At 36.8% G+C, this 21109-nt stretch carries 21 protein-coding genes; 5 read left to right on the plus strand and 16 right to left on the minus strand.

Annotated elements, in window-relative coordinates:
- Positions 1-68: 68 nt before the first annotated feature.
- The 6 genes from uvrC to zapA form a co-directional block, all read right to left on the minus strand.
- Complete coding sequence (uvrC, locus tag MUA87_RS08495; RefSeq protein ID WP_002480568.1) at positions 69-1865, minus strand: excinuclease ABC subunit UvrC; 1797 nt, start codon at positions 1863-1865, stop codon at positions 69-71.
- Positions 1866-2094: 229 nt separating this feature from the next.
- Complete coding sequence (gene trxA / locus MUA87_RS08500; RefSeq protein WP_002480567.1) at positions 2095-2409, minus strand: thioredoxin; 315 nt, start codon at positions 2407-2409, stop codon at positions 2095-2097.
- A gap of 126 nt (positions 2410-2535) precedes the next feature.
- Entirely contained in the window at positions 2536-4884 is a 2349-nt protein-coding gene (locus MUA87_RS08505) for an endonuclease MutS2 (protein WP_262550537.1), read from the minus strand.
- Between the two features lie 10 nt (positions 4885-4894).
- Positions 4895-6607 carry a DNA polymerase/3'-5' exonuclease PolX gene (gene polX, locus MUA87_RS08510; RefSeq protein ID WP_070626702.1) on the minus strand — a complete coding sequence of 571 codons (1713 nt, stop codon included), beginning with the start codon at positions 6605-6607 and terminating at the stop codon, positions 4895-4897.
- A gap of 117 nt (positions 6608-6724) precedes the next feature.
- The gene (locus tag MUA87_RS08515; RefSeq protein WP_002480564.1) at positions 6725-7246 is read right to left on the minus strand and encodes a CvpA family protein; all 522 of its coding nucleotides are present in this window, start codon (positions 7244-7246) and stop codon (positions 6725-6727) included.
- A 9-nt stretch (positions 7247-7255) separates the two neighbouring features.
- Positions 7256-7522: a cell division protein ZapA gene (gene zapA / locus MUA87_RS08520; RefSeq protein ID WP_002480563.1), complete on the minus strand. Its 267-nt coding sequence runs from the start codon at positions 7520-7522 to the stop codon at positions 7256-7258.
- 270 nt (positions 7523-7792) lie between these two features.
- Between zapA and rnhC the strand changes: the two genes are divergently transcribed.
- Positions 7793-8746 (plus strand): ribonuclease HIII, encoded by a 954-nt coding sequence (gene rnhC, locus MUA87_RS08525; RefSeq protein ID WP_262550539.1) that lies wholly within the window; start codon positions 7793-7795, stop codon positions 8744-8746.
- A gap of 119 nt (positions 8747-8865) precedes the next feature.
- On the opposite strand, the gene pheT is transcribed toward rnhC, so the two are convergent.
- The 5 genes from pheT to MUA87_RS08550 all read right to left on the minus strand — a co-directional run bounded on the left by pheT (position 8866) and on the right by MUA87_RS08550 (position 14327).
- Positions 8866-11271: a phenylalanine--tRNA ligase subunit beta gene (pheT, locus tag MUA87_RS08530; RefSeq protein ID WP_262550541.1), complete on the minus strand. Its 2406-nt coding sequence runs from the start codon at positions 11269-11271 to the stop codon at positions 8866-8868.
- Positions 11271-12329, minus strand: coding sequence for a phenylalanine--tRNA ligase subunit alpha (gene pheS / locus MUA87_RS08535; protein ID WP_002480560.1), 1059 nt, complete (start codon positions 12327-12329; stop codon positions 11271-11273). Before pheS ends, pheT begins: the two co-directional genes overlap by 1 nt.
- Positions 12330-12663: 334 nt before the next feature.
- Entirely contained in the window at positions 12664-13410 is a 747-nt protein-coding gene (locus tag MUA87_RS08540; protein WP_060803917.1) for a TrmH family RNA methyltransferase, read from the minus strand.
- A 103-nt stretch (positions 13411-13513) separates the two neighbouring features.
- On the minus strand, positions 13514-13687 hold the full coding sequence (gene rpmF / locus MUA87_RS08545) for a 50S ribosomal protein L32 (RefSeq protein ID WP_002480558.1): 174 nt from the start codon (positions 13685-13687) through the stop codon (positions 13514-13516).
- Between the two features lie 91 nt (positions 13688-13778).
- A complete protein-coding gene (locus MUA87_RS08550) occupies positions 13779-14327 on the minus strand; it encodes a YceD family protein (RefSeq protein ID WP_002480557.1) in 549 nt (182 codons plus the stop codon).
- 127 nt (positions 14328-14454) lie between these two features.
- Between MUA87_RS08550 and MUA87_RS08555 the strand changes: the two genes are divergently transcribed.
- Both MUA87_RS08555 and MUA87_RS08560 read left to right on the plus strand, forming a co-directional pair.
- Positions 14455-15597 (plus strand): nucleotidyltransferase, encoded by a 1143-nt coding sequence (locus MUA87_RS08555; RefSeq protein ID WP_262550543.1) that lies wholly within the window; start codon positions 14455-14457, stop codon positions 15595-15597.
- 14 nt (positions 15598-15611) lie between these two features.
- On the plus strand, positions 15612-16562 hold the full coding sequence (locus MUA87_RS08560; RefSeq protein WP_070626678.1) for an ornithine cyclodeaminase family protein: 951 nt from the start codon (positions 15612-15614) through the stop codon (positions 16560-16562).
- A gap of 80 nt (positions 16563-16642) precedes the next feature.
- On the opposite strand, the gene coaD is transcribed toward MUA87_RS08560, so the two are convergent.
- Together coaD and rsmD are read right to left on the minus strand one after the other, a co-directional pair.
- Entirely contained in the window at positions 16643-17128 is a 486-nt protein-coding gene (gene coaD / locus MUA87_RS08565; protein WP_002480554.1) for a pantetheine-phosphate adenylyltransferase, read from the minus strand.
- On the minus strand, positions 17121-17672 hold the full coding sequence (rsmD, locus tag MUA87_RS08570) for a 16S rRNA (guanine(966)-N(2))-methyltransferase RsmD (protein WP_002480553.1): 552 nt from the start codon (positions 17670-17672) through the stop codon (positions 17121-17123). Before rsmD ends, coaD begins: the two co-directional genes overlap by 8 nt.
- A 64-nt stretch (positions 17673-17736) precedes the next feature.
- On the opposite strand from rsmD, the gene MUA87_RS08575 reads away from it, so the two are divergent.
- The gene (locus MUA87_RS08575) at positions 17737-18126 is read left to right on the plus strand and encodes a DUF7147 family protein (RefSeq protein ID WP_002480552.1); all 390 of its coding nucleotides are present in this window, start codon (positions 17737-17739) and stop codon (positions 18124-18126) included.
- A gap of 52 nt (positions 18127-18178) precedes the next feature.
- Here the strand turns inward: MUA87_RS08575 and MUA87_RS08580 are convergent, their stop codons facing one another.
- Entirely contained in the window at positions 18179-18433 is a 255-nt protein-coding gene (locus MUA87_RS08580) for a DUF2129 domain-containing protein (RefSeq protein ID WP_002480551.1), read from the minus strand.
- 138 nt (positions 18434-18571) lie between these two features.
- Here MUA87_RS08580 and MUA87_RS08585 point away from each other — a divergent pair, with 138 nt between their 5' ends.
- A complete protein-coding gene (locus MUA87_RS08585; protein WP_057510366.1) occupies positions 18572-19498 on the plus strand; it encodes a lysophosphatidylglycerol phospholipase D in 927 nt (308 codons plus the stop codon).
- Between the two features lie 99 nt (positions 19499-19597).
- On the opposite strand, the gene MUA87_RS08590 is transcribed toward MUA87_RS08585, so the two are convergent.
- Together MUA87_RS08590 and MUA87_RS08595 are read right to left on the minus strand one after the other, a co-directional pair.
- Entirely contained in the window at positions 19598-20038 is a 441-nt protein-coding gene (locus MUA87_RS08590; protein WP_105978380.1) for a YlbF/YmcA family competence regulator, read from the minus strand.
- A gap of 14 nt (positions 20039-20052) precedes the next feature.
- Positions 20053-21093, minus strand: a complete 1041-nt coding sequence (locus MUA87_RS08595; protein WP_105966786.1) for a CAP domain-containing protein — start codon at positions 21091-21093, stop codon at positions 20053-20055.
- Between the last annotated feature and the right edge of the window lie 16 nt (positions 21094-21109).

Here is a 21109-nt window from a genome sequence, read left to right on the forward strand (position 1 = left end):
TTCAAATAGACTTAAAATTAAGCTGAAAGCGGCACCTCCTTCAGCTTTCACTTCAGAATATACCGCTTCTAACTTTTTTGTTCTTCCTTATTTAATTCTTGTAGTAAATTCTCAGCTATCTTTTTAGGAAAACCAATTTCTTGAAGCTCCGCAACCGTGGCTGCTTTCATTTTCTTCACAGAACCAAACGTTCTTAACAACTTCGTTTTACGTTTTGGTCCGATACCATCAATATTATCTAACACAGACGTCAAACCATGTTTTTGTCTTGTTTGTCTATGGAATGTAATCGCAAAACGGTGGACTTCATCTTGAATTCGTTGCAGTAAATAGAACGCTTGACTGTTCTTCTTAAGCGGAACTACTTCTGCGTTTACACCATACAACAGTTCTGACGTTCTATGCTTATCATTTTTACGTAAGCCTGCGACAGGAATATCTAATCCCAATTCATTCTCAAGTACATCAATAGCTACAGACATCTGTCCTTTACCGCCATCGACAATAATAAGATCAGGTAACGGTAAACCATCGTTCAATACACGTGTATAACGTCTACGGATCACTTCTTGCATGGATTTATAATCATCAGGGCCATCAACCGTTTTAATTTTATATTTGCGGTATCCTTTTTTATCTGGTTTACCATCAACAAAAGTAACCATCGCAGACACTGCATCAACACCTTGAATGTTAGAGTTATCAAACGCTTCAATACGAATCGGCGTTTGAATTCCCATTTGTTCTCCAAGCTCTTCAATCGCTTTGATTGTTCTAGACTCGTCTCTCGCAATCAATTCGAATTTATTTTCTAATGAAATTTCAGCATTATGATTCGCCATCTCAACTAAATCTTTCTTTTGGCCTCTGACTGGTTGCACAATTTTTGTATCTACAACCGATTGAATCATGTTAGCATCCAAATTTTTCGGCACATGCACTTCTTTCGGTAAAAGATGTTGATTCAATTGATAGAATTGACCGATAAACGTATAGAACTCCTCTTCTTCTGTTTGTTGAAGTGGAATCATTGTTGTATCACGTTGAATCATATTCCCGTTTCTGACGAAGAAAACTTGAACACACATCCAACCTTTCGACACACTATAACCAAATACATCACGTGCTTTATTATCTGTCGACATGATGTTTTGTTTTTTCGTCAAGTTATGAATATGTTGAATCAAATCACGATACTCTTTGGCTTGTTCAAAGTCTAATTGTTCACTCGCTGCCATCATGCGATCTTCTAAGTTCTTAAGAATTGTTTTATCTTCACCATTTAAGAACTCTGTCACTTCTTGAATCATTTGCGCATATTGTTGTTCATCTACGTCATAGACACAGGGGCCTAAGCATTGACCGATGTGATAATACAGACACAATTTATCCGGCATTTTATCACATTTACGGAATGGATAAATACGGTCTAACAATTTTTTCGTTTCTACTGCTGAATATGCGTTTGGATAAGGACCAAAGTATTTACCTGTCCCTTTTTTAACAGTTCTTGTAACCAACAAACGTGGATATTTTTCTCTCGTAATTTTAATGAAAGGATAGCTCTTATCATCTTTCAACAAGATATTGTAACGAGGTTGATATTGTTTAATTAAATTCAGCTCTAACAATAACGATTCCGTTTCACTATCTGTAACGATAAATTCAAAATTACGGATTTCTCCTACTAAACGTGTCGTCTTCGCATCGTGCGCACCTGTGAAATAAGAACGTAATCGATTACGCAGACGTTTAGCTTTCCCGACATAAATGACTTGATCGTTGCGGTCTTTCATTAAATAACAGCCAGGTTCAAACGGAACCACTGATAGTTTCTGTTTAATCTTTTCTTTATAATCTTCCAACGATTAACCTCCCTTCTCCTAAAGTTTGATAGATTTACTATGAAATTCAATTTACTATTATAACAAATACCAGCTTATACGAGCGACTGGCTTGCTTAACCAACGCCTTAAATTTCCATATGAAAAAGACCAGAACACTATATTCTGGTCTCGCATTTTTGTAATGATTGATTCGATATTTAACGTGAAGTTTCAACCATAATCGCCGAAACTCGGCATTATTTTAAAATTATAGGTGTTTGTTTAATACTTCAGCTAAGTTTTCTTTAGGTTGGAAACCTACAACTTTATCAACAGGTTCTCCATCTTTGAAAACGATTAGAGTTGGGATACTCATTACTTCGAATTTAGCTGCAGTGTTAGGATTTTCGTCAACATCTAATTTTAAGATGTCAGCTTTACCGTCGAAATCTTGAGCTAATTCTTCTAATACAGGTGCGATCATTTTACAAGGTCCACACCAAGTTGCCCAGAAATCTACTAATTTAACACCATTTTGAACTTGTTCGTTAAAGTCTGAATCAGTAACTTTAATTAATGCCATAAATATCGTTCCTCCTTAGGAATTTTAATGATGAACAAAGTATATCAGATACGATTTGTAATTGCATCGGCTTTGCTCATAACCACATTCTTTTTTATATTTCTTCATATTATTTTCATAATCGTATTATTTCAACGTCGCAACTGTTACACCGAAGCCACCTTCACTTGGTGTACCCGTGCGGTAAGAGGCAATATTTTTATGTCGTTTCAAATGTTGTTGCACTGCCTTCTGCAATGCTCCTGTTCCCTTCCCGTGAATAATATAAACATTCTCGTAGTTGCTGAGCATGGCTTGATCTAGGTACTGATCTAAAGCTGTTACCGCTTCATCATAACGATAACCTCTTAAGTCTAACTCCATTTTCACTGGAGAACGGTTCGAACGTGATACCATTTTCGTTTGTGGTTCTTGTGTCTTTTGTTTCTTCTCTAAGTCGGCAATCGGTAATTTCATTTTAATGATGCCCATTTGAACCACTGCTTCTTCATCATCCAAGATTTCAAGCACTTCACCTTTTTGACCATAGGTTAAGACTTTGACTTCATCGCCAGCTTTAATCTCATCCCATTTTTTCTTCTTCACATTTTGTTTAAGGTCAGTTGCTTCGTATTGCTCATCTAAGTGTTTACGTTTTTCAATCAACTCGTGCTCTTTCACATCAGCGTTTTTCTCATCTCTTAACTGACGTAAATCTGAAATAATTTCTTCTGCTTCTTTTGTCGCAGCTTTAACACGTTGATTGGCTTTCGTTTTCGCTTCATCCATCAATTGTTTTTCGTAATTTTGATATTGATCATATTTCTGACTCAATTGACGGTGTAAATCTTGTGCTTCTCGTAATAATTGTTCTAATTCAATACGTTGATTATCTACACGTTTCGTATTCTTCTCTAGTGAAGCAATCATATTATTGATTTCTTGCTCATCTTGTCCAATCATCGCTTTCGCATCACGAATAATTTTGCCGTTTAAACCGAGTTTACTTGAAATTTCAAAGGCATTTGAACGTCCAGGCACACCCATTAATAATTTATACGTTGGGCTGAGCGTATTCACATCGAATTCCACACTGGCATTCATGACACCATCACGGTTATAACTATACGCTTTTAATTCAGGATAGTGTGTCGTAGCCATCACTAATGCACCGCGTTTTTGTACATTATCTAAAATACTCATTGCGAGTGCTGCCCCTTCACTTGGGTCTGTACCAGCACCAAGTTCGTCAAAGAGAATCACACTGTTGTGATCTGCATGTTTTAAAATCTCTACAATATTCTTCATATGAGAAGAGAACGTTGATAATGATTGTTCAATCGATTGTTCATCACCGATATCACAATAAACATTATCAAAGACACCGATTTTACTACCGTCTAATGTTGGAATTAATAAACCTGATTGTGCCATCACGATGATTAAACCTAACGTTTTCAATGTGACAGTTTTACCGCCAGTATTCGGACCCGTAATAATCACAGTTTGAATGCCATCTACAAATTCAATAGTATTCGCAACAACCGTTTTTGGATCTAATAATGGATGGAATGCTTTTGGTAAATACACCTTACGTTCTTCTGTAAATTCAGGTTTCGTCCCTTTAATAGAACTGCCGTATCGTGCTTTCGCAGTTAAGAAGTCGATTTGTCCCATTACAGACTCTGCAATTAAACAAGCATCCGCTTCACCAGCAACTTCTAACGTCAACTCCGTCAAAATACGTTCGACTTCTGCTTTCTCATCATTACGGAGTCGACTGATCTTGTTATTCATTTCTACCACAGCAGAAGGTTCAATATATAACGTTTGACCTGAAGATGATTGGTCATGAACGATACCATTGAAATCTTGGCGATATTCCGCTTTTACTGGAATTACATGTCTATCATTTCTGACTGTAATAATCGAATCTGATAATTTCTTTTGGTTCGATTGACTTTTAACCACACGGTCTAAGTTTTGTTTAATGCGTTGTGACGTACTATGAATGCGACTTCTGATACTTTGAAGTTCATAGCTTGCATCATCAAATAAATCATAAGCATCACATTTTTGTTTAATTTCTTGATACAAATCCGAAAGAATCGGCAATTGAGTCATACGCTCATCTAAAATCGGATAATTGATAGCTTCCTCTTCTTCTAAGAGTTGACTGTAGAATGTTTTATATTGATTTTGAACTTGAATCAAACGCTTAATCTGGTTCAATTCACGTACATTCAACATACTGCCGATTTTCGCACGATGAATAAGCGGTGATACTTTAGATAAACCACTCAAACTCGGTAAACGATGCTTATTATAAATTTGAGATATTTCGTCTGTTTCATCTATTTGATGAACAACAGTTTGATAATCAGAAGCTGGTGACATTGACGATGCTTTTTCTCGTCCTAAGTCACTGACAGCTTCTTTTTCTACAAGTGCTTTGATTTTATCGAAATCAAGCACATCTAATGTCTTCTGTCTCACTGACATCCCTCTATTTCTTTAGCTTTTTATTATTTTCTATAAATGATTTGAAATCTTCTCTGCTCATAGTGTTCAACACACGTGATTTATCAATAAAAGCTTTTTGCGCTGTCGCGATACCATATTTCATCAACTCTAAGTTATCGATATGGTGTGCATCCGTATTGATGGTTACCATAATATCTTGATGATGACGTAACGCTTCTGCACTTAAATCTAAACGTAATGGATTCGCATTGATTTCTAAAATGGTGCCTGTTTCTTTCGCTATCTCGAATAATCGATCCATATTAACTTTATAGCCGTCACGGCGACCGATAATACGTCCTGTTGGATGTGCAATATGACGCACATAAGGATTACGGCATGCTTGTTCTAAGCGATGCATAATTTGTTCTTCCGTTTGATTAAAGCTTTGATGAATCGATGCGATAACATAATCAAGCTGGGCTAATATCTCATCTGGATAATCTAATGTACCATCTGCTAAAATATCCATTTCAGTTCCAGAGTAAATATCAATTTCATCATATTCCTCATTCATCGCTTTAATTTCTTCATTTTGACGTAATAAACGCTCAATTTCTAAACCATGTGCTACACGTAAACTACGTGAATGATCTGTAATAACCATATATTCATAGCCTTTTTGAATATTAGCTTCAATCATTTCACGCAAACTAAAGGCACCGTCACTCATGGTTGTATGCATGTGCACATCGCCTTTAATATCATCTAAAGTCACAATATTAGATAAGTCTCGGTCAAATTCACTGCCATCTACACGCATTGGCGGCGCAATCCATTCATGTCCGAAATGTTCATAGATAGCTGCTTCACTGTCTAATTGCAGTAAAGAACCATCTGGCTGTTCAATGCCATATTCACTGACTTTTTCACCGCGTGCTTTCGCAAGTTGACGAATACGGATATTATGATCTTTTGAGCCAGTAAAATGTTGCAGTGTATGATAATATGCGCTTGGTTCAACAATTCTGAAGTCGATTTCAATTGTTTCATCTTCAAATTCAACTTCTACCGATACTTTCGTTAATCCTACTGCCACATCTTTGACTTTATGCGGCACCTTTAATAAGGCTTGTTGCACAGTCTCAGGATCATTTGTACTCATTATATAGTCTAAATCTTTACTCATTTCCTTCACTCTGCGGAAACTGCCTGCAACATGATATTGTTCTAACGCATCAATCGTCTCTAAATATTCTTCAATTTCTTGATTCAATTTAATCAATAAGTTGATAGGATAACGTTCTTTACGTGCACTTAGCGCTTTGACACCCGCTAAGATATTTTCTTCAGTCTTTTTACCGAAACCACTTAACGCACTGACTTCTTTATTTTCACAGGCACGTGCAAGCTCTTCTTTATTCGTAATGCCAAGCTCTTTATAAAGTTTATGAATCTTTTTACTGCCAAGACCTGGAATCTTCAATAATGGCACTAAACCTTCAGGCACTTCTTCTTCTAATGCTTTAAGTGTTTCAGATTCACCTGCTGCTAAATATTCATTGATAACTTCGCCAACACCTTTACCGATGTTTTTAAGCTTTGTGACATCTTCAATTTCATCCATCGTACGTTCATCTGTTTCTAAACTTTGCGCTGCTTTACGATAAGCAGACACTTTGAATGTATTTTCACCTTTTAACTCCATGTAAGTGGCAATTTTCTCTAATAAACGCACAACATCTTTCTTTGTAATATGTTGACTCACTTTATTCACTCCAATTAAAAAGAGGAACTTGATGGCATTCGTATATCTGTAACAGATTGGCGAATGTGTCAGCCTCCTCTTTGTTTAGTCTTTGTATTCATTGAATTATAATGCCATCACAAATGATGACAGATATGGGGTATGAAAGAGTATCAAATTTGCGATAATCGATTGTGCAAATTGCTGCTGAATCGAAAAGCTCGGATATAAGCTGCATAAGTATAATACGAGCAAGACAATGACCACAGAGCTGATCAAGCTAAGCAGTACACCGAAACTTCGATTCAAGATAGATATGGGTTGTGTTACCATTATTTTATCAAACGCAGATAAAATAAGGTATAAAATAAACTTGCTGATTAGAAATATCATGATAAACGCGACAATATTTTCAAAGCGCAGATGAATATCATCATATTGTATAAAATAATGTGTTTGCGCTGCTTTCGTTTTAGGAAACGGAACATATAATTCTAACTGCTTCGCAATCGGTGCGTACCATAATGCCGCAAAGATAAACGCAGCGACCGTACTTATAAAATGAAGCAGACTCCACCAAAATCCTCTGCGAAACCCCATAGCGGCAATCAAAATAAAGACAAAAAAGATGAAGAAATTTAGCAGCATAGGCAGACCCTACTGTTCGTCATGCTTCAAACGATTCAACTCTTGTGTCAAACGACGGTTTTCTTCTTCTAATAACACTTTTTCATGCATAATGTTAACCGCAGTTAATACTGCTTTACGTGTGGTATCTAACCCTGCACTCTTACGACCTAATTCTTGAATTTTTTCATCTACTAGATGCGCAACATAACGTATATGCTCAGGATTATCTTCGCCGACTATTGTATAATTTTTGTTATTAATCGTAACATTGATTCTATTTTTAAATTCGCCCAATTTGATAACTCCAATCTTGCTTATTTTCACTCATTCACCACGACAACTGATGAGTGTATCTCTTATATTAATCGTAACTGATTTTCACACTGATTTGTTGAAAACCACTCTATTTATTCATCACGAACCATTATACACGAGTGCCATTTATTATGTAAGTAGTGTACGCTTTTTGCCAATGTTATGTAAACAGACTGTAATATATAACCTTTTATTGCGACAGGCACCTATAGTAAAATAAGAATACTACTACAAGTAAGGAGCATCCCTATGGCGAACGTCGTATTAAAATTAACAGAAGAACAAATTCAACAATTACTTAGCAAAATCAACGCAGACACAACGAATCTTCCCAAAGGCTCACGCGCACGCGCAAAATATCAAGGTACAACAATTCATATTTATAATTCCAACAAAGTCATGTTTCAAGGCACTCAAGCAGAAGCAGTTTCACAACAATTACTAGGTAATGCTGCCTCAACGTCTAAAGCACCCTCAAAGAAGAAGAAAACAACAATCATCAATTCCAGTGATTATCCATTTAATACATCCAACTGTATCGGCAGTGATGAAGCAGGCAGCGGCGACTATTTCGGTCCGCTTACTGTTTGTGCGGCTTATGTGTCAAAAGAACATGTCGAAGTATTAAAAACGTTAGGTGTCGATGATTCTAAAAAATTATCAGATGATAAAATTGTTGAATTAGCTAAGCAATTAGTGACATTCCTTCCCTACTCACTACAAACATTAGATAACAAAAGATATAATGAACAAAAACAACTCGGCTGGTCACAAGTTAAAATGAAAGCTGTTTTGCATAATCATGCCATTGAAAACGTGGTAGACCGTATCGAAGCACAAAACTTCCCTTTAGACTATATTGTAATTGACCAATTTGCGGTACGCGGTGTTTATCAAAATTACGCACTGACAGCTATGCCTTATCCAGACAAAACTTGTTTCGAAACAAAAGGTGAATCCAAATCTTTAGCCATCGCAGCCGCAAGTATCCTTTCCCGATATGCTTTCGTGAAACATATGGAACATATGGGCAAAAAAATAAACCAAACGATTCCAAAAGGGGCAAGTCAAACAGTAGATTTATTTGCGGCTCGTTTAATTGATCAATACGGTACAGAGACATTAGACTCTATATCAAAAGCTGACTTTAAAAATAGAGACAAAGCCTTAGACCTTTATCGTAAAAAACAATTAAACAACTAATCACCTTAACAGATTGCTTACACTTTATATATAAATAAAATGAAACAAGCTCCTTCCACACATGATTTGTGTAGAAAGAGCTTGTTTTTTTATATTTCATTTTCTTCAAATGAACCGAATTAACGAATCACTGCACCTTCTGCAGTTAACGCATTCACGATTTCATCATGAACCGCTGTCACTTGTTCGTCTGTTAACGTATTTTCTGTATCTAAATAAGAGATACGGATCGCAACTGATTTCTTACCAGCTTCCATATGTTCGCCTTCATAGACATCAAAAACTTGCGCATCTTGTAAGATTTTACCGCCATGTGCTTTGATTGTGCTAATAAGTTCAGCAGCTGACACTGTTGTATCTACTTCTAATGCGATATCTCTCGTTACACCAGGATATTTAGGGATTTGTTCATAATTGATGTAACCCACAGAAACATTCATCAATTTATCGTAGTTTAATTCAAAGACATACGTACGTTGTTTTAAATCATTTTCTTCAGCTAATTGCGGGTGTAATTCACCGATAAAGCCGATGACTTCGCCATTTAATAAAACATTTGCCGTACGTCCTGGATGTAAACCATCCATTTGCGTTGCCTCGTAATCAAATGTAACATCTAATTTTTCCGCAACTGCATCTAAGACACCTTTCGCAAGATAGAAATCTGTTAATTCTTTTTTACCTTGCCATTGGTTGCTGCTATATTCACCAGTTAAAATACCACTTAAGTATTCAACCTCATCTGGTAATTCACCTTTGCCATTCGCAAAGAAGACGCGACCGATTTCATATAAGAATACATTTGTGTTTTTACGTGCCACGTTATAAGCCACCGCGTCAATTAAATGTGGTAATAAACTTTGACGTAATACTGCGTGTGCTTCACTCATCGGCATTAACAATTCAATGTTTGGTTTGTCACTCACTGAGAATGCTTTACCACGTGCACGGTCTACTAATGAATACGTAATTGCTTCACTTAAACCTGCACCTTCTAATGTACGTTTTAAAATACGTGTTTTTGATTGACGGTCTGTCAATTGACCGCTTGTAACTTGTTCGAAGACTGGTAATGTTGATGGAATTTCATCATAACCATAAATACGTGCCACTTCTTCGATTAAGTCTTCTTTGATTTTGACATCTCTACGACGCGAAGGAACATAGACTGTTAAGTTACCTTCATTATTTTCAGTTTTGAAACCAAGTTGACTTAATGATTTCACAATCGCTTCAACTGTCATTTCTGAACCGATTGTATTATTAATTTTATCAACTGTAATTTCAATAGGTGTAATAAATTCGCCTAAGTCACCTGATGCGACGCGATCTGATAATACTTCACCTTGTGCGTAATGTTCTAATAAGTAACATGCACGGTCAACAGCTTGGTCTACAAATTCAGTCGCAATTCCTTTTTCGAATCGGCTTGAAGATTCACTACGTAAGTTAAGACGACGTGATGTATGACGAATGCTGACAGGATCGAAAATTGCACCTTCAACCACGACATTTTGTGTTTGTTCAGTAACTTCAGAGAAGTCTCCACCCATCACACCACCAAGCGCAATCGGTTCTTTGCTGTTTGTGATAACGATATCTGACGCTAATAATTCACGTTCTGTATCATCTAACGTTGTCATTTTTTCGCCTTCTTGAGCTTGGCGCACGACAATTTTGTCAGACCCGATATGATCTTGGTCAAACATATGAAGTGGTTGGCCGTATTCTAATAACACATAGTTTGAAATATCTACAACATTATTAATCGGACGAATACCGGCTTTCATTAATCGTGCTTGCATCCACATTGGAGATGGGCCGATTTTAACGTTTTTAACGACACGTGCACTGTAATAAGGTGTTTTATCTGGATTTTCAACTGTTACTGAAATTTCTTCAGATGCTGAAGTTTCAGTCGTGTCAGGTTGTGTTTCTGGTAATGTTAACGGTGCACCATAAAGTGCTGATGTTTCATAGGCAGCACCTACCATACTTAATGCATCCGCACGGTTCGGTGTTAAGTCGAATTCCATTACTTGATCATTTAAGTATAATGCTTCTAATGCATCAGTACCTGGTTTAACTTCATTCGGGAAGTTATAAATTCCTTCTTCAAATGCTTTAGGTACCACGTTGCTTTGAACGCCGATTTCTTGAAGTGAACAAATCATACCTTCAGAAACTTCACCACGTAATTTCGCACGTTTAATTTTAACGCCGCCTGGTAAACGACCGCCAACAGTTGCGACAATCACATATTGTCCAGCATCAACGTTAGGTGCACCACATACGATTTGTACGGGTTCTTCTTCACCGATATCCACTTTACAAATATTCAATTTATCTGCGTTCGGATGTTGTGTTTTACTTTCCACATAACCTACGACTAATTTTTTAATTTCAGCTGTGTAATCAATGATGTCATCGACTTCAATCCCTGTACGTGTGATACGTTCAGCTAATGATTGAATCGGTTCATTAACCGCAACTAAAGATTCTAACCATTCTTTTGATACAAACATTATGCTTCACCTCTATCTTCAACAGCTTTGAATTGATCTAAGAAACGGACATCATTTGTATAGAAGTAACGAATATCTTCAATACCGTATTTCAACATTGCGATACGGTCAGGACCCATACCGAATGCGAATCCAGTGTATTTAGAAGAATCGAAGCCAGCCATTTCTAAAACATTCGGATGCACCATACCGGCACCTAAGATTTCAATCCAGCCTGAACCTTTACATACGTTACAACCTTTACCGCCACATTTGAAGCAAGACACATCGACTTCTACTGAAGGTTCAGTGAATGGGAAGTAACTTGGACGCAAACGGATTTCACGTTCTTCACCGAATAATTTTTTCGCCACAAGTTCAAGCGTACCTTTCAAGTCACTCATTTTAATATTTTCTGCCACAACTAAGCCTTCAATTTGTGTGAATTGGTGACTGTGTGTCGCATCATCTGAGTCACGACGATATACTTTACCAGGACAAATAATTTTAACTGGTCCTTGACCATTACGTTTCTCAAGTGTACGTGCTTGTACAGGTGAGGTATGTGTACGCATTAACGTTTCTTCTGTGATATAGAATGTATCTTGCATATCACGTGCTGGGTGTGATTTCGGTAAGTTTAATGCTTCGAAGTTATAGTAATCTTGTTCTACTTCATAACCATTCACAATTTCATAACCTAAACCTAAGAATAAATCTTCAATTTCTTGAATCGTACGTGTTAATGGGTGTGCTGCACCTTGTTTGATTTGGCGACTTGGTAAAGTCACATCAATTGTTTCTTCTTCTAATTGTTTATTTAAACGTTCTTGTTCAAGCACTTTTTTACGTTCAGCAATTGCTTGTTCAATCGCTTGGCGTACTTCATTGACTGCTTGTCCGAATTTTGGTTTTTCTTCATTTGATAAATCTTTCATTTGTTTCATTAAACCTGAAACAGAACCTTTTTTACCTAAGTATTTAACTTTAACATCTTGTAACGCTTTCTCATCTGACGCTTGTGACACATCGGCCAAAGCTTCTGATTTCAGCTGATTCATTTCTTCAGTTTGAATCATATCTGCCCCTCCTAAATAATATTGCCAATAAAAAAAGACTTCTATCCCTGAGATATGGGACGAAGTCTTCCGTGGTACCACCCAAATTTATGCATACGCATACACTTGATTTATCATAGATAACGGTGATGAACCGACTTAAATTTCTTTAAGTTGCCAAAAAGGTGAAAAAAATTATCGCATTCTGGAATAACTTTCAGTCACGGTTATTCTCCCTAAACAGTCTGCTTCTGATAATTTACGTCTTTTTATAGGCAAAGTATTAATTTATCTGTTTGAGTCATCTGCTCAAACTCTGAATCACATTTAATTATAAGTAATCCCTTCCGACCGGTCAACCTTTTAATTTATAGATTAAGATACTGCCTGCAATCGCTACATTCAGACTTTCAGCAGCCCCGTACATCGGAATTGTTAAACGTTTCGTCGTGTGACTTAACAATGCTGGATCGACACCTTGACCTTCGTTACCAAGCAATAACGCGAAAGATGATTGTGCATCCTCTTCATTAAAATTCACCGCATCTTCTAATGCAGTGCCGTATACCGGCCCATCAAATTGATTAATAAATTCCTCAATCGGCTGAGTGACAATCGGTAAATGGAAGACACTGCCTTGGCTTGAGCGTAATACTTTATCTTGATACGCGTCGGCTGTTCCTGGTGACATAACAATCAAATCCAACGCAGCTGCATCAGCTGTACGAATCAACGTACCAAGATTACCTGGATCTTGAATGCGATCAAGCAGTAATACTTGTTTAGCCTCTGCGATACGTGAAGCAACCTCTGGTTTTTCAATGACCGCAAAGATACCTTGAGGTGTCACAGTTCCTGACAAACTTTCTGCTACTTTGAAGTTTATATGGAACGCTTCTTCAGCAGCTTCAATTAATTGTGCATCAAAGCGTTCAGGTTCAACGACAAAGAGTTGCTTTACTGATAATTGGCTTTGAACCGCTTCTTCAATCAAATGTGTCCCTTCTACCAACAACAGTCCTGTTTTATCTCGTTCTTTTTTCTTCTTTAATTTATTCGCTTGTTTCACCTTCGTATTTTGCGGTGACGTAATTTGTTCCATAGTCGGTTACCTCATTTACGATTTTTCCTTATTTTATCATGTTGCTTCTCATAAACAAAAATGAGACCTACCGTTATATACGATGGGTCTCATTATTCATCAATTATTTTGAAACGACTTCTTCACCGTTGTAAGAACCACAGTTTTTACAAACGCGGTGAGATAATTTGTATTCACCACAGTTAGGGCATTCAGTCATACCTGGTACTGATAATTTAAAGTGAGTACGACGTTTATTTTTTCTAGTTTTAGATGTTCTTCTTTTTGGTACTGCCATGATTTAATCCTCCTTAAATTTCAAACACAAAAATCTTTGTTACTGTGCGATTAAGATGTTAATAACAATACTATCTATTGTACATCAACTTCTATTGCTTTTCATCATAAAATTGTTGCAATTTTTGAAGCCTTGGATCGACTTTCTTAGAAGAGATTTCTTCTGCTTGTTCACTTTCTTCTAATTCGTCTTCGTCAATAACTTCCCAACCTTGACCGCTCTGCAGCATGTCTTCTAAACTGCTGTCTTCAGCCACTGCTCGGATAGGCTTTTCTATGATGACAAGCTCTTCTGCGATATCACGTAAATCAATCATTCCGTTTGTAGCAAGATGATAATGTTCATCATCTTCTTCGCTATCACTAAACTCATGACCTTCTAAATCAAATATTTCTGTTGTTTCCACATCAATCGGCACTTCAACCGGTTTTAATGTACGCGCATCTTCCATCGTGTACGCACCAGTTAAGTGGATATCAGCGACAACTTCATTTGATTTGACATCAAGTTTGCCCTTCACTCGGATATCAGATAAATCTATAAGTCCTAATTTATCAATTAAATGATTATAATTTACTGTTTGATCAAATTCAAAAGGCTGACCTTGATATTTTCTTAATTGCGTTATTGACCATTTCATATGGCTTCACCTCTAACAAGCACAAAATTTATTTTAACTTTCTAGCGTTAAGTTGTCAAGATTTTTTCTTAACATCTTGACTTTTTGATACAATAATCATAATGAATTCTGAAAGGACGGATTGCAAATGAAATGCGCTGCACTGATTACAGAGTATAACCCCTTCCATAACGGGCATGTCTACCATGCAGAACAAGCACGTCAAATCGCTGATGCAGATATCACTGTAGCTATTATGAGCGGTCAATTTGTGATGCGCGGAGAACCCGCAATCTACAACAAATTTTTACGCACAAAATTGGCACTCTCTGCTTGCGACCTTGTCGTTGAGCTTCCTGCTTATGCAGCGTTATCTGCTGGAGAATACTTCGCAGAAATGGGTGTCAAAGTTGCTGACTATCTTAATTGTGATGCACTCGTGTTCGGAAGTGAATCCGGCAGCATCAAAGATTTCGAACATGTTGCCATGCAACTCAACCATATCGAAGAACATCCAGAATTTCAAACAAAGCTGCACGAAGGGAAAAGTTACCCTAGAATCATCCATGAATTATTAGATGAACCTGCTTTACTGCAGACACCTAATAATATCTTAGGTCTCTCTTATGTACAAGCTATTCAACACTATGCAGCACACATCACACCTTTGACATTACAACGACATCAAACGAACCATCATAACCAAACCATAGACAACCAAACTTTCGCAAGCGGCAGCGCAATCAGAAAGGCGCTCAAAAACAATGATGCAAGCTTTGAAACAGTAGTTCCATCATCAGTTAAACACTTGTATACATCACCGCAATTAACGTTAGATGAAGTGTTCCCTTATCTGAAATTTACATTATTACGCGCCTCTCTTGAAGAACTACGTGAGATGCATACAGTTAGCGAAGGGTTTGAGTATCGTTTAAAAGAAAAAATCCAATCTGCACACAACTTCAATCAATTGATGCAGCTGCTTAAAACTAAGCGCTATACGTATACCCGTATTCAGCGTATGTTAATGAACTGCTTGTTAAACTTTAAACAAGCAAATAAACAAAACGAAATTGACGCTGTACGCATCTTAGGTATGAATGAAAAAGGACAAGCGTACTTAAAACAATTGAAGAAAGATTTTCCAGATCGTCACTTTATTACGAACGTTAATAAAGCGACCGCAAGTTATTTTGAACCAGAAATCAAAGCAACTGAAATTTATAATGCACTGTCTGGTCAAACCGCTGATGATTTCAATACACCTGTAATTAGGGTACAGTCACAATAAGGGGGTAAATCAACATGCAAGTTTATTCAGAATCGGAAGTAAAAGAACGTTATCATATGAAAGATGCGATTACAGCGATTGAAGAAAGTTTCAATAAGCTGAACCAAATCAAAACTGCACCACGCACGGTGATTCCTACAGGTGATGGTGCAAAATCTATGTTATACATGCCTTGTGTTGACTTAGCCAAACAACTCGGCACAATCAAAATTACATCTATCACACCAGAGAATCCAAAACAGCAACTACCTACTACACAAGCACAAATCGTGATTACTAATCTTAAAAATGGTGAAACGAAGGCGATGTTAGATGGCAGTTACCTGACTAGATTGAGAACTGGTGCACTGAGCGGTATTGCGACTAAATATATGAGCCGTGAAGATGCGACAACTTTAGGTATGATTGGTACAGGTGGTATGGCTTACGAACAATTCTTAGGTAATATCGAGGTCCGCCCTATTGATACAGTCTTGCTTTACAACCGTACAACAGAAAAAGCACAAGACTTTAAAACACGTATTTTAAAAGATTATCCAGATTTAAATGTTCAAGTATTAGAAGATGTATCAAAACTGGTCAAACAAGCAGATATTATCAACTGCCAAACACCTTCCACGCAGCCTGTCTTTAACGCTGAAGATGTGCAGCCAGGAACACATATCAACGGTATTGGCTCTTACCAACCGGATATGAAAGAACTAGATGCAAATATTTTCACGCAAGCAGAAAGTGTCGTTGTAGATGATCTTGAAGGGGCTAAAGAAGAGTCAGGAGAATTGATTGAAGCGAATGAAAATAAAACTTTCACTTTCGAAGAAATCAATGATGAACTCAAAACACTTTCACAACAAGGGACTCTATATCGTAAAAATAATGACGCCATCACTGTCTTTAAATGTGTTGGTGCAGCTTACTTTGATTTAGCTGTTGCCATCGGTGCTTATGAAAAGTTAAATCAATAACTACAAAACATTTAATATCAAATAAAAAACACGTTTCAACACCTTTTGTATGATACAAATAGACGTTGAAACGTGTTTTATTAGTTTCCGAATTTTTCTTTTAATGCTTTTTCTACAGGAGGCGGTACAAACTCAGAAATATCCGCTTTATATTGCGCTACTTCTTTAACTACACTAGAACTGATGAATGAATAGTTCGTGCTTGTCATCATATATAATGTTTCGACATCACTATTCAACTTCTTGTTCATAGATGTTAAACGCAATTCGTATTCAAAGTCGCTGACTGCACGTAATCCTCGAATGATTGTTTTTGCGCCGATTTTATCACAAAAATCTACAAGTAAACCATTGAATTGGTGTACTTGTACGTTCGGGATATTTGCGACAGATTCTTCAATTAAAGCGATGCGTTCTTCCACAGTAAAAGTCCCTGACTTATTACGGTTTTTCAATACACAGATGTGGATTTCATCAAAACGGTGTGCCACACGTTCAATAATATCCAAATGCCCATATGTAATTGGATCGAAACTACCTGGTATTACTGCTTTTGTTTCAGCCATCATGTTCTCCTTTTTCTAATAACATAGTATCCGTTAAGCCATAATGATAACGTTTAATCACTTCAAAAGAGTGCGTATCAATGTTTTCTTTATGGTTAAACTCACAAACGATGATACCACTTTTCTTCAATAAGTTAAACTCTTCGATTTGTGCTAATGCTTTATCAATTAATCCTTTATCATAAGGCGGGTCTAAGAAGATTAAATCAAATTGAATGTCTCGTTTAGCTAACGCTTTCAAGGCACGGTCAGCATTATTTTTATAGACTTCTGCTTGTTTCATCAAATCTAAGCTGTTTAAGTTTGCTTTGATTACTTTGACTGCTTTAAAATTTTGATCTACAAAAATCATTTCGTCCATACCACGAGACAATGCTTCTATACCTAAAGCACCGCTTCCCGCAAACAAATCCAAACCGATACCTGATACATCATGCAAGGTATTAAAGATACTTTCTTTTACTTTATCTGTTGTCGGACGTGTATTACGCCCTTGCAGACTTTCTAGAGGTTTACTTTTATGTTGGCCTGATATCACTCTCATCTAATACTTCACTTCCCCTCTTGTTCTATAATATAATTTGGGTAATAAGGAGGCTATTCCCAAAATGAAACAATCTTTTATTGTACTCGGTGAAGGACTCACCGATTTATTTGAGTTCAAAACACTTATTCAATATAATCATGAACGCATTAATCGCATTGTGTTCTTTAACAGTCCAAGTTCAGACAAAGGTTTAAGTTCTGCAGCGATTATCATGAATCCAACTGAAGGCAATTACTTCCAAGCCATGTATATCATGTTGAATGCTTTTCCTTACCCTCATCCAGAGGATAATAAAAAGTCAGCAATGATTCGCGGCTTCGCTGAAGATTATCAATTACCGTTAAACGAATTAGATGTTAAATCTTCAGACGAGTTTCATGATTTAGAACTCTATTTCAACTATTTAGTCGGTGTCTTACGCTTATATCATTGGATACCGCCATTACAATAACGTTTAATGTCATATCATAAGGGTTATATTGGTTGATACAGTAGTGTAACTATTAATTGATTTCGTATTTTTCTTTTTCATACGTTTTCTTTAAATATTTATAAGGAGAACCTTCAATGTGACGCACATACTTTAATTTCATGAGTCGGTTGACAATATGATCGGCATCATTTTCATTGATATACATGATGACATATTTGCGATTACGATTACTATTGACAATATGACCGTATTTTCTAATATGACGTTCATGCTTCATATGTTTAAGGTATATAATTAAACTGGTTCTTGGTATGATTTCTGTCATTTTGATCACTCCATTACTTTAATCTATAGTATCACGACTGAACTAAATTTGAAATAACCAAACCCCTGTATCACTAAGCATTCACGCTTCTTAGATATCACTTTTGGTTAGCTTCATAAACTACGAGGAGGAAATTTCATGGTAAAAATAAGTAGACTTATTAGAAACAGTGTAGCAGGTGCTGCCGGTATATTCAGCGGACTTATCTTTTTGTCAAAATTAAAAGGACAACCAGAACCTCAACCTATCCCAGCATTCTTTACACGTAAGCCCCATTATATCTTCGCCCATCGCGGCGGCATGGCTTTACGTCCGGAACAAACAAAACTCGCATTTGATACAGCGGCATCTTACGAAGTGGATGGTTTCGAAACAGATGTACGGGTCACAAGTGATGAACAATTGATTGTCTTTCACGATGCCACAGTCGACCGTACTACTAACGGTTCAGGCAAAGTACGTGAACATCGCTTAGATGAACTGCAAAAGCTGGATGCAGGTTATCATTTTAAAGACATCAATAAAGAGACGCCTTATCGTGACCACCCAGATGCGAAAATCCTGACATTTGATCAATTGTTAGAATTATATCCTGATATGCTCATTAATGTGGATTTAAAAGATAGTCCAGACTCTTATGAAGGTACGATTGCACCAGAACTATTATACAAATCTATCGTACGTCATAACGCACAAGATCGCGTATTAGTGACGAGTTTCTATCAGGAACAAATTGCTAGATTTTCTGAATTAGCATTAGGAACAGTTGCGGTAGGCGCAAGCCAAGAAGAAGTCACTGTAGGTATCGTTAAATTCTTCAGCGGCTTAGGCAATATGTTTGAAGCGCAAGCCAACACTTTCCAAATGCCGACAAGTTATCATGGTGTGCCACTTACTTCAAAACGATTAATCAATTGGTTGAATTCTCGTAATATCGTTCCAGGTTATTACGGTGTCAACAGTATTGATTTAATGAGTGACCTATTTAACAAAGGCACACATACTATTGTCACTGACAGACCTGACCTTGCATTCCAATATCGTCAAAACCAAGCTCAACATTAATATGACTGATCACTCAAATTATAATAATTAATAAACAAAGCAACACCCGCTACCATCGGCTTTATAGCTTATGTAGCGGGTGTTGCTTTGTGTTTTATATTAAGCGTGGATTTGGCATTGGCATGTTCCGCCTGTACTGCATCCATGCATATCTGTTCTAAAGAATGGGTTCCCTACTTCAATTTTCACATTATCTGAAATAGAAGTTGCGATAATTGTGATGACTTCATCCACTAAATTTTGAAGTTCAGTTTCTTTTTGTTTATACGCCATCACAGATGGAACCATGTCATACGCTCGTTTACTTTTACGCGTTGCACGTGTCACTGTTTGATAATCTGGATGATATTTACCAAAACGCATCACTTCATCATAACGTTCTTTATATTTCATAAACGTTTGATAATGTATTTGTGCTGCTTCATCTTCGTTCATTGCTTGACGTGCTGCTATATATTCTTGGTAAATCTCTGAGTTTAAAATCATTTCACTGACTTCATCTACACCATCTAAAACCTCAATGATTTCAGAATTAATCATATTGTCACCTTCCATCAGTCTCCAATAAATATTAATGTATAGTAGCCGTCCATGACATCTCCGCCCATTTCAGTATATTGTGTATTCAATAAACGAGAACGGTGAATGTCTGAATTCAACCAGCTATGCAAGAGTGTCGGTACGTCATTAAAGTCATAACCAACGTTTTGTCCTACGGCTTCAAATTTTATATTACGATCATCTAGTTGTTGTTTCAAAGCACCTTCAGTAAATTCAACATTTTTGTTATTTGTACTTTCGTATAAGTTTACTGAAGCGATGTGACTCAAATCATTATTTACTTTGAACGGTTTAAGCCCCTTCAAGCTTCTGATTTGATTGGTAACTTCATAAAGCGTCATTAACTGGTTGACGTTTTGTTCGTATGGGACATCTTTATGTTGATTTTTAACAGTTTTTTCATTTGATGTTTGTGTCATTTGATATGGATTAAACATGACAAGTGCATTAGCATCAAGGAATCTTACACCAACCACTTTATTGGTTTGTTGATCGATATACACTTGCGCATACACATCACCATATTTTATCAGCATTTGTGTTTTCATATCTTCATCAGAAAGTTCTATATCATAAGACTTACCGTTAGCTTTGATACGGGGTTCTGGATTAATACTCGTGTTTTCAAAAATACTCGAAGCATCTTCAGAGATATTGATAGGTTCAATATCCGCCTTCGTTCCTGTCGCATAGACTGATTTAATGATATTATTCTTAGCCGTCACAATATAATATTGATTCTGTGCTCTGAAGACATAGTTTTTATAGTCATTTGCGTATGCATAGACACGATCAGCTTGACCGAATTTCTTCGTCAAACCGCTGATGTCATTGTTGACCCATGTTCCAATTCCTGTCTTAGGTTTTGGATTTTCAGTCTCCGGCCCTTTTTTCTGTGTTTGTTCAATTTTTGTCGACGATTTCTTGTTTGGATTTTCTAACACATCAAATTTCAGCCGTGGCGAATAAAATAAATAGATAAGAAAAGTTATGAGAAGCAAGACGCCTATAACTTTAATAATTAAATTCCTCATTCTCCGCCCACCTCAA

This window comes from Staphylococcus simulans, assembly GCF_025561465.1.
Taxonomy (GTDB): domain Bacteria; phylum Bacillota; class Bacilli; order Staphylococcales; family Staphylococcaceae; genus Staphylococcus; species Staphylococcus simulans.

What these genes read in the sequence shown, in the direction of transcription:
- trxA (WP_002480567.1), bottom strand. Translation starts at nt 2,409, where the DNA reads ATGGCATTAATTAAAGTTACTGATTCAGACTTTAACGAACAAGTTCAA.
- MUA87_RS08515 (WP_002480564.1), bottom strand. Translation starts at nt 7,246, where the DNA reads ATGCTGCTAAATTTCTTCATCTTTTTTGTCTTTATTTTGATTGCCGCT.
- rnhC (WP_262550539.1), top strand. Translation starts at nt 7,793, where the DNA reads ATGGCGAACGTCGTATTAAAATTAACAGAAGAACAAATTCAACAATTA.
- pheT (WP_262550541.1), bottom strand. Translation starts at nt 11,271, where the DNA reads ATGTTTGTATCAAAAGAATGGTTAGAATCTTTAGTTGCGGTTAATGAA.
- pheS (WP_002480560.1), bottom strand. Translation starts at nt 12,329, where the DNA reads ATGATTCAAACTGAAGAAATGAATCAGCTGAAATCAGAAGCTTTGGCC.
- MUA87_RS08540 (WP_060803917.1), bottom strand. Translation starts at nt 13,410, where the DNA reads ATGGAACAAATTACGTCACCGCAAAATACGAAGGTGAAACAAGCGAAT.
- rpmF (WP_002480558.1), bottom strand. Translation starts at nt 13,687, where the DNA reads ATGGCAGTACCAAAAAGAAGAACATCTAAAACTAGAAAAAATAAACGT.
- MUA87_RS08550 (WP_002480557.1), bottom strand. Translation starts at nt 14,327, where the DNA reads ATGAAATGGTCAATAACGCAATTAAGAAAATATCAAGGTCAGCCTTTT.
- MUA87_RS08555 (WP_262550543.1), top strand. Translation starts at nt 14,455, where the DNA reads ATGAAATGCGCTGCACTGATTACAGAGTATAACCCCTTCCATAACGGG.
- MUA87_RS08560 (WP_070626678.1), top strand. Translation starts at nt 15,612, where the DNA reads ATGCAAGTTTATTCAGAATCGGAAGTAAAAGAACGTTATCATATGAAA.
- coaD (WP_002480554.1), bottom strand. Translation starts at nt 17,128, where the DNA reads ATGGCTGAAACAAAAGCAGTAATACCAGGTAGTTTCGATCCAATTACA.
- rsmD (WP_002480553.1), bottom strand. Translation starts at nt 17,672, where the DNA reads ATGAGAGTGATATCAGGCCAACATAAAAGTAAACCTCTAGAAAGTCTG.
- MUA87_RS08575 (WP_002480552.1), top strand. Translation starts at nt 17,737, where the DNA reads ATGAAACAATCTTTTATTGTACTCGGTGAAGGACTCACCGATTTATTT.
- MUA87_RS08580 (WP_002480551.1), bottom strand. Translation starts at nt 18,433, where the DNA reads ATGACAGAAATCATACCAAGAACCAGTTTAATTATATACCTTAAACAT.
- MUA87_RS08585 (WP_057510366.1), top strand. Translation starts at nt 18,572, where the DNA reads ATGGTAAAAATAAGTAGACTTATTAGAAACAGTGTAGCAGGTGCTGCC.
- MUA87_RS08590 (WP_105978380.1), bottom strand. Translation starts at nt 20,038, where the DNA reads ATGATTAATTCTGAAATCATTGAGGTTTTAGATGGTGTAGATGAAGTC.
- MUA87_RS08595 (WP_105966786.1), bottom strand. Translation starts at nt 21,093, where the DNA reads ATGAGGAATTTAATTATTAAAGTTATAGGCGTCTTGCTTCTCATAACT.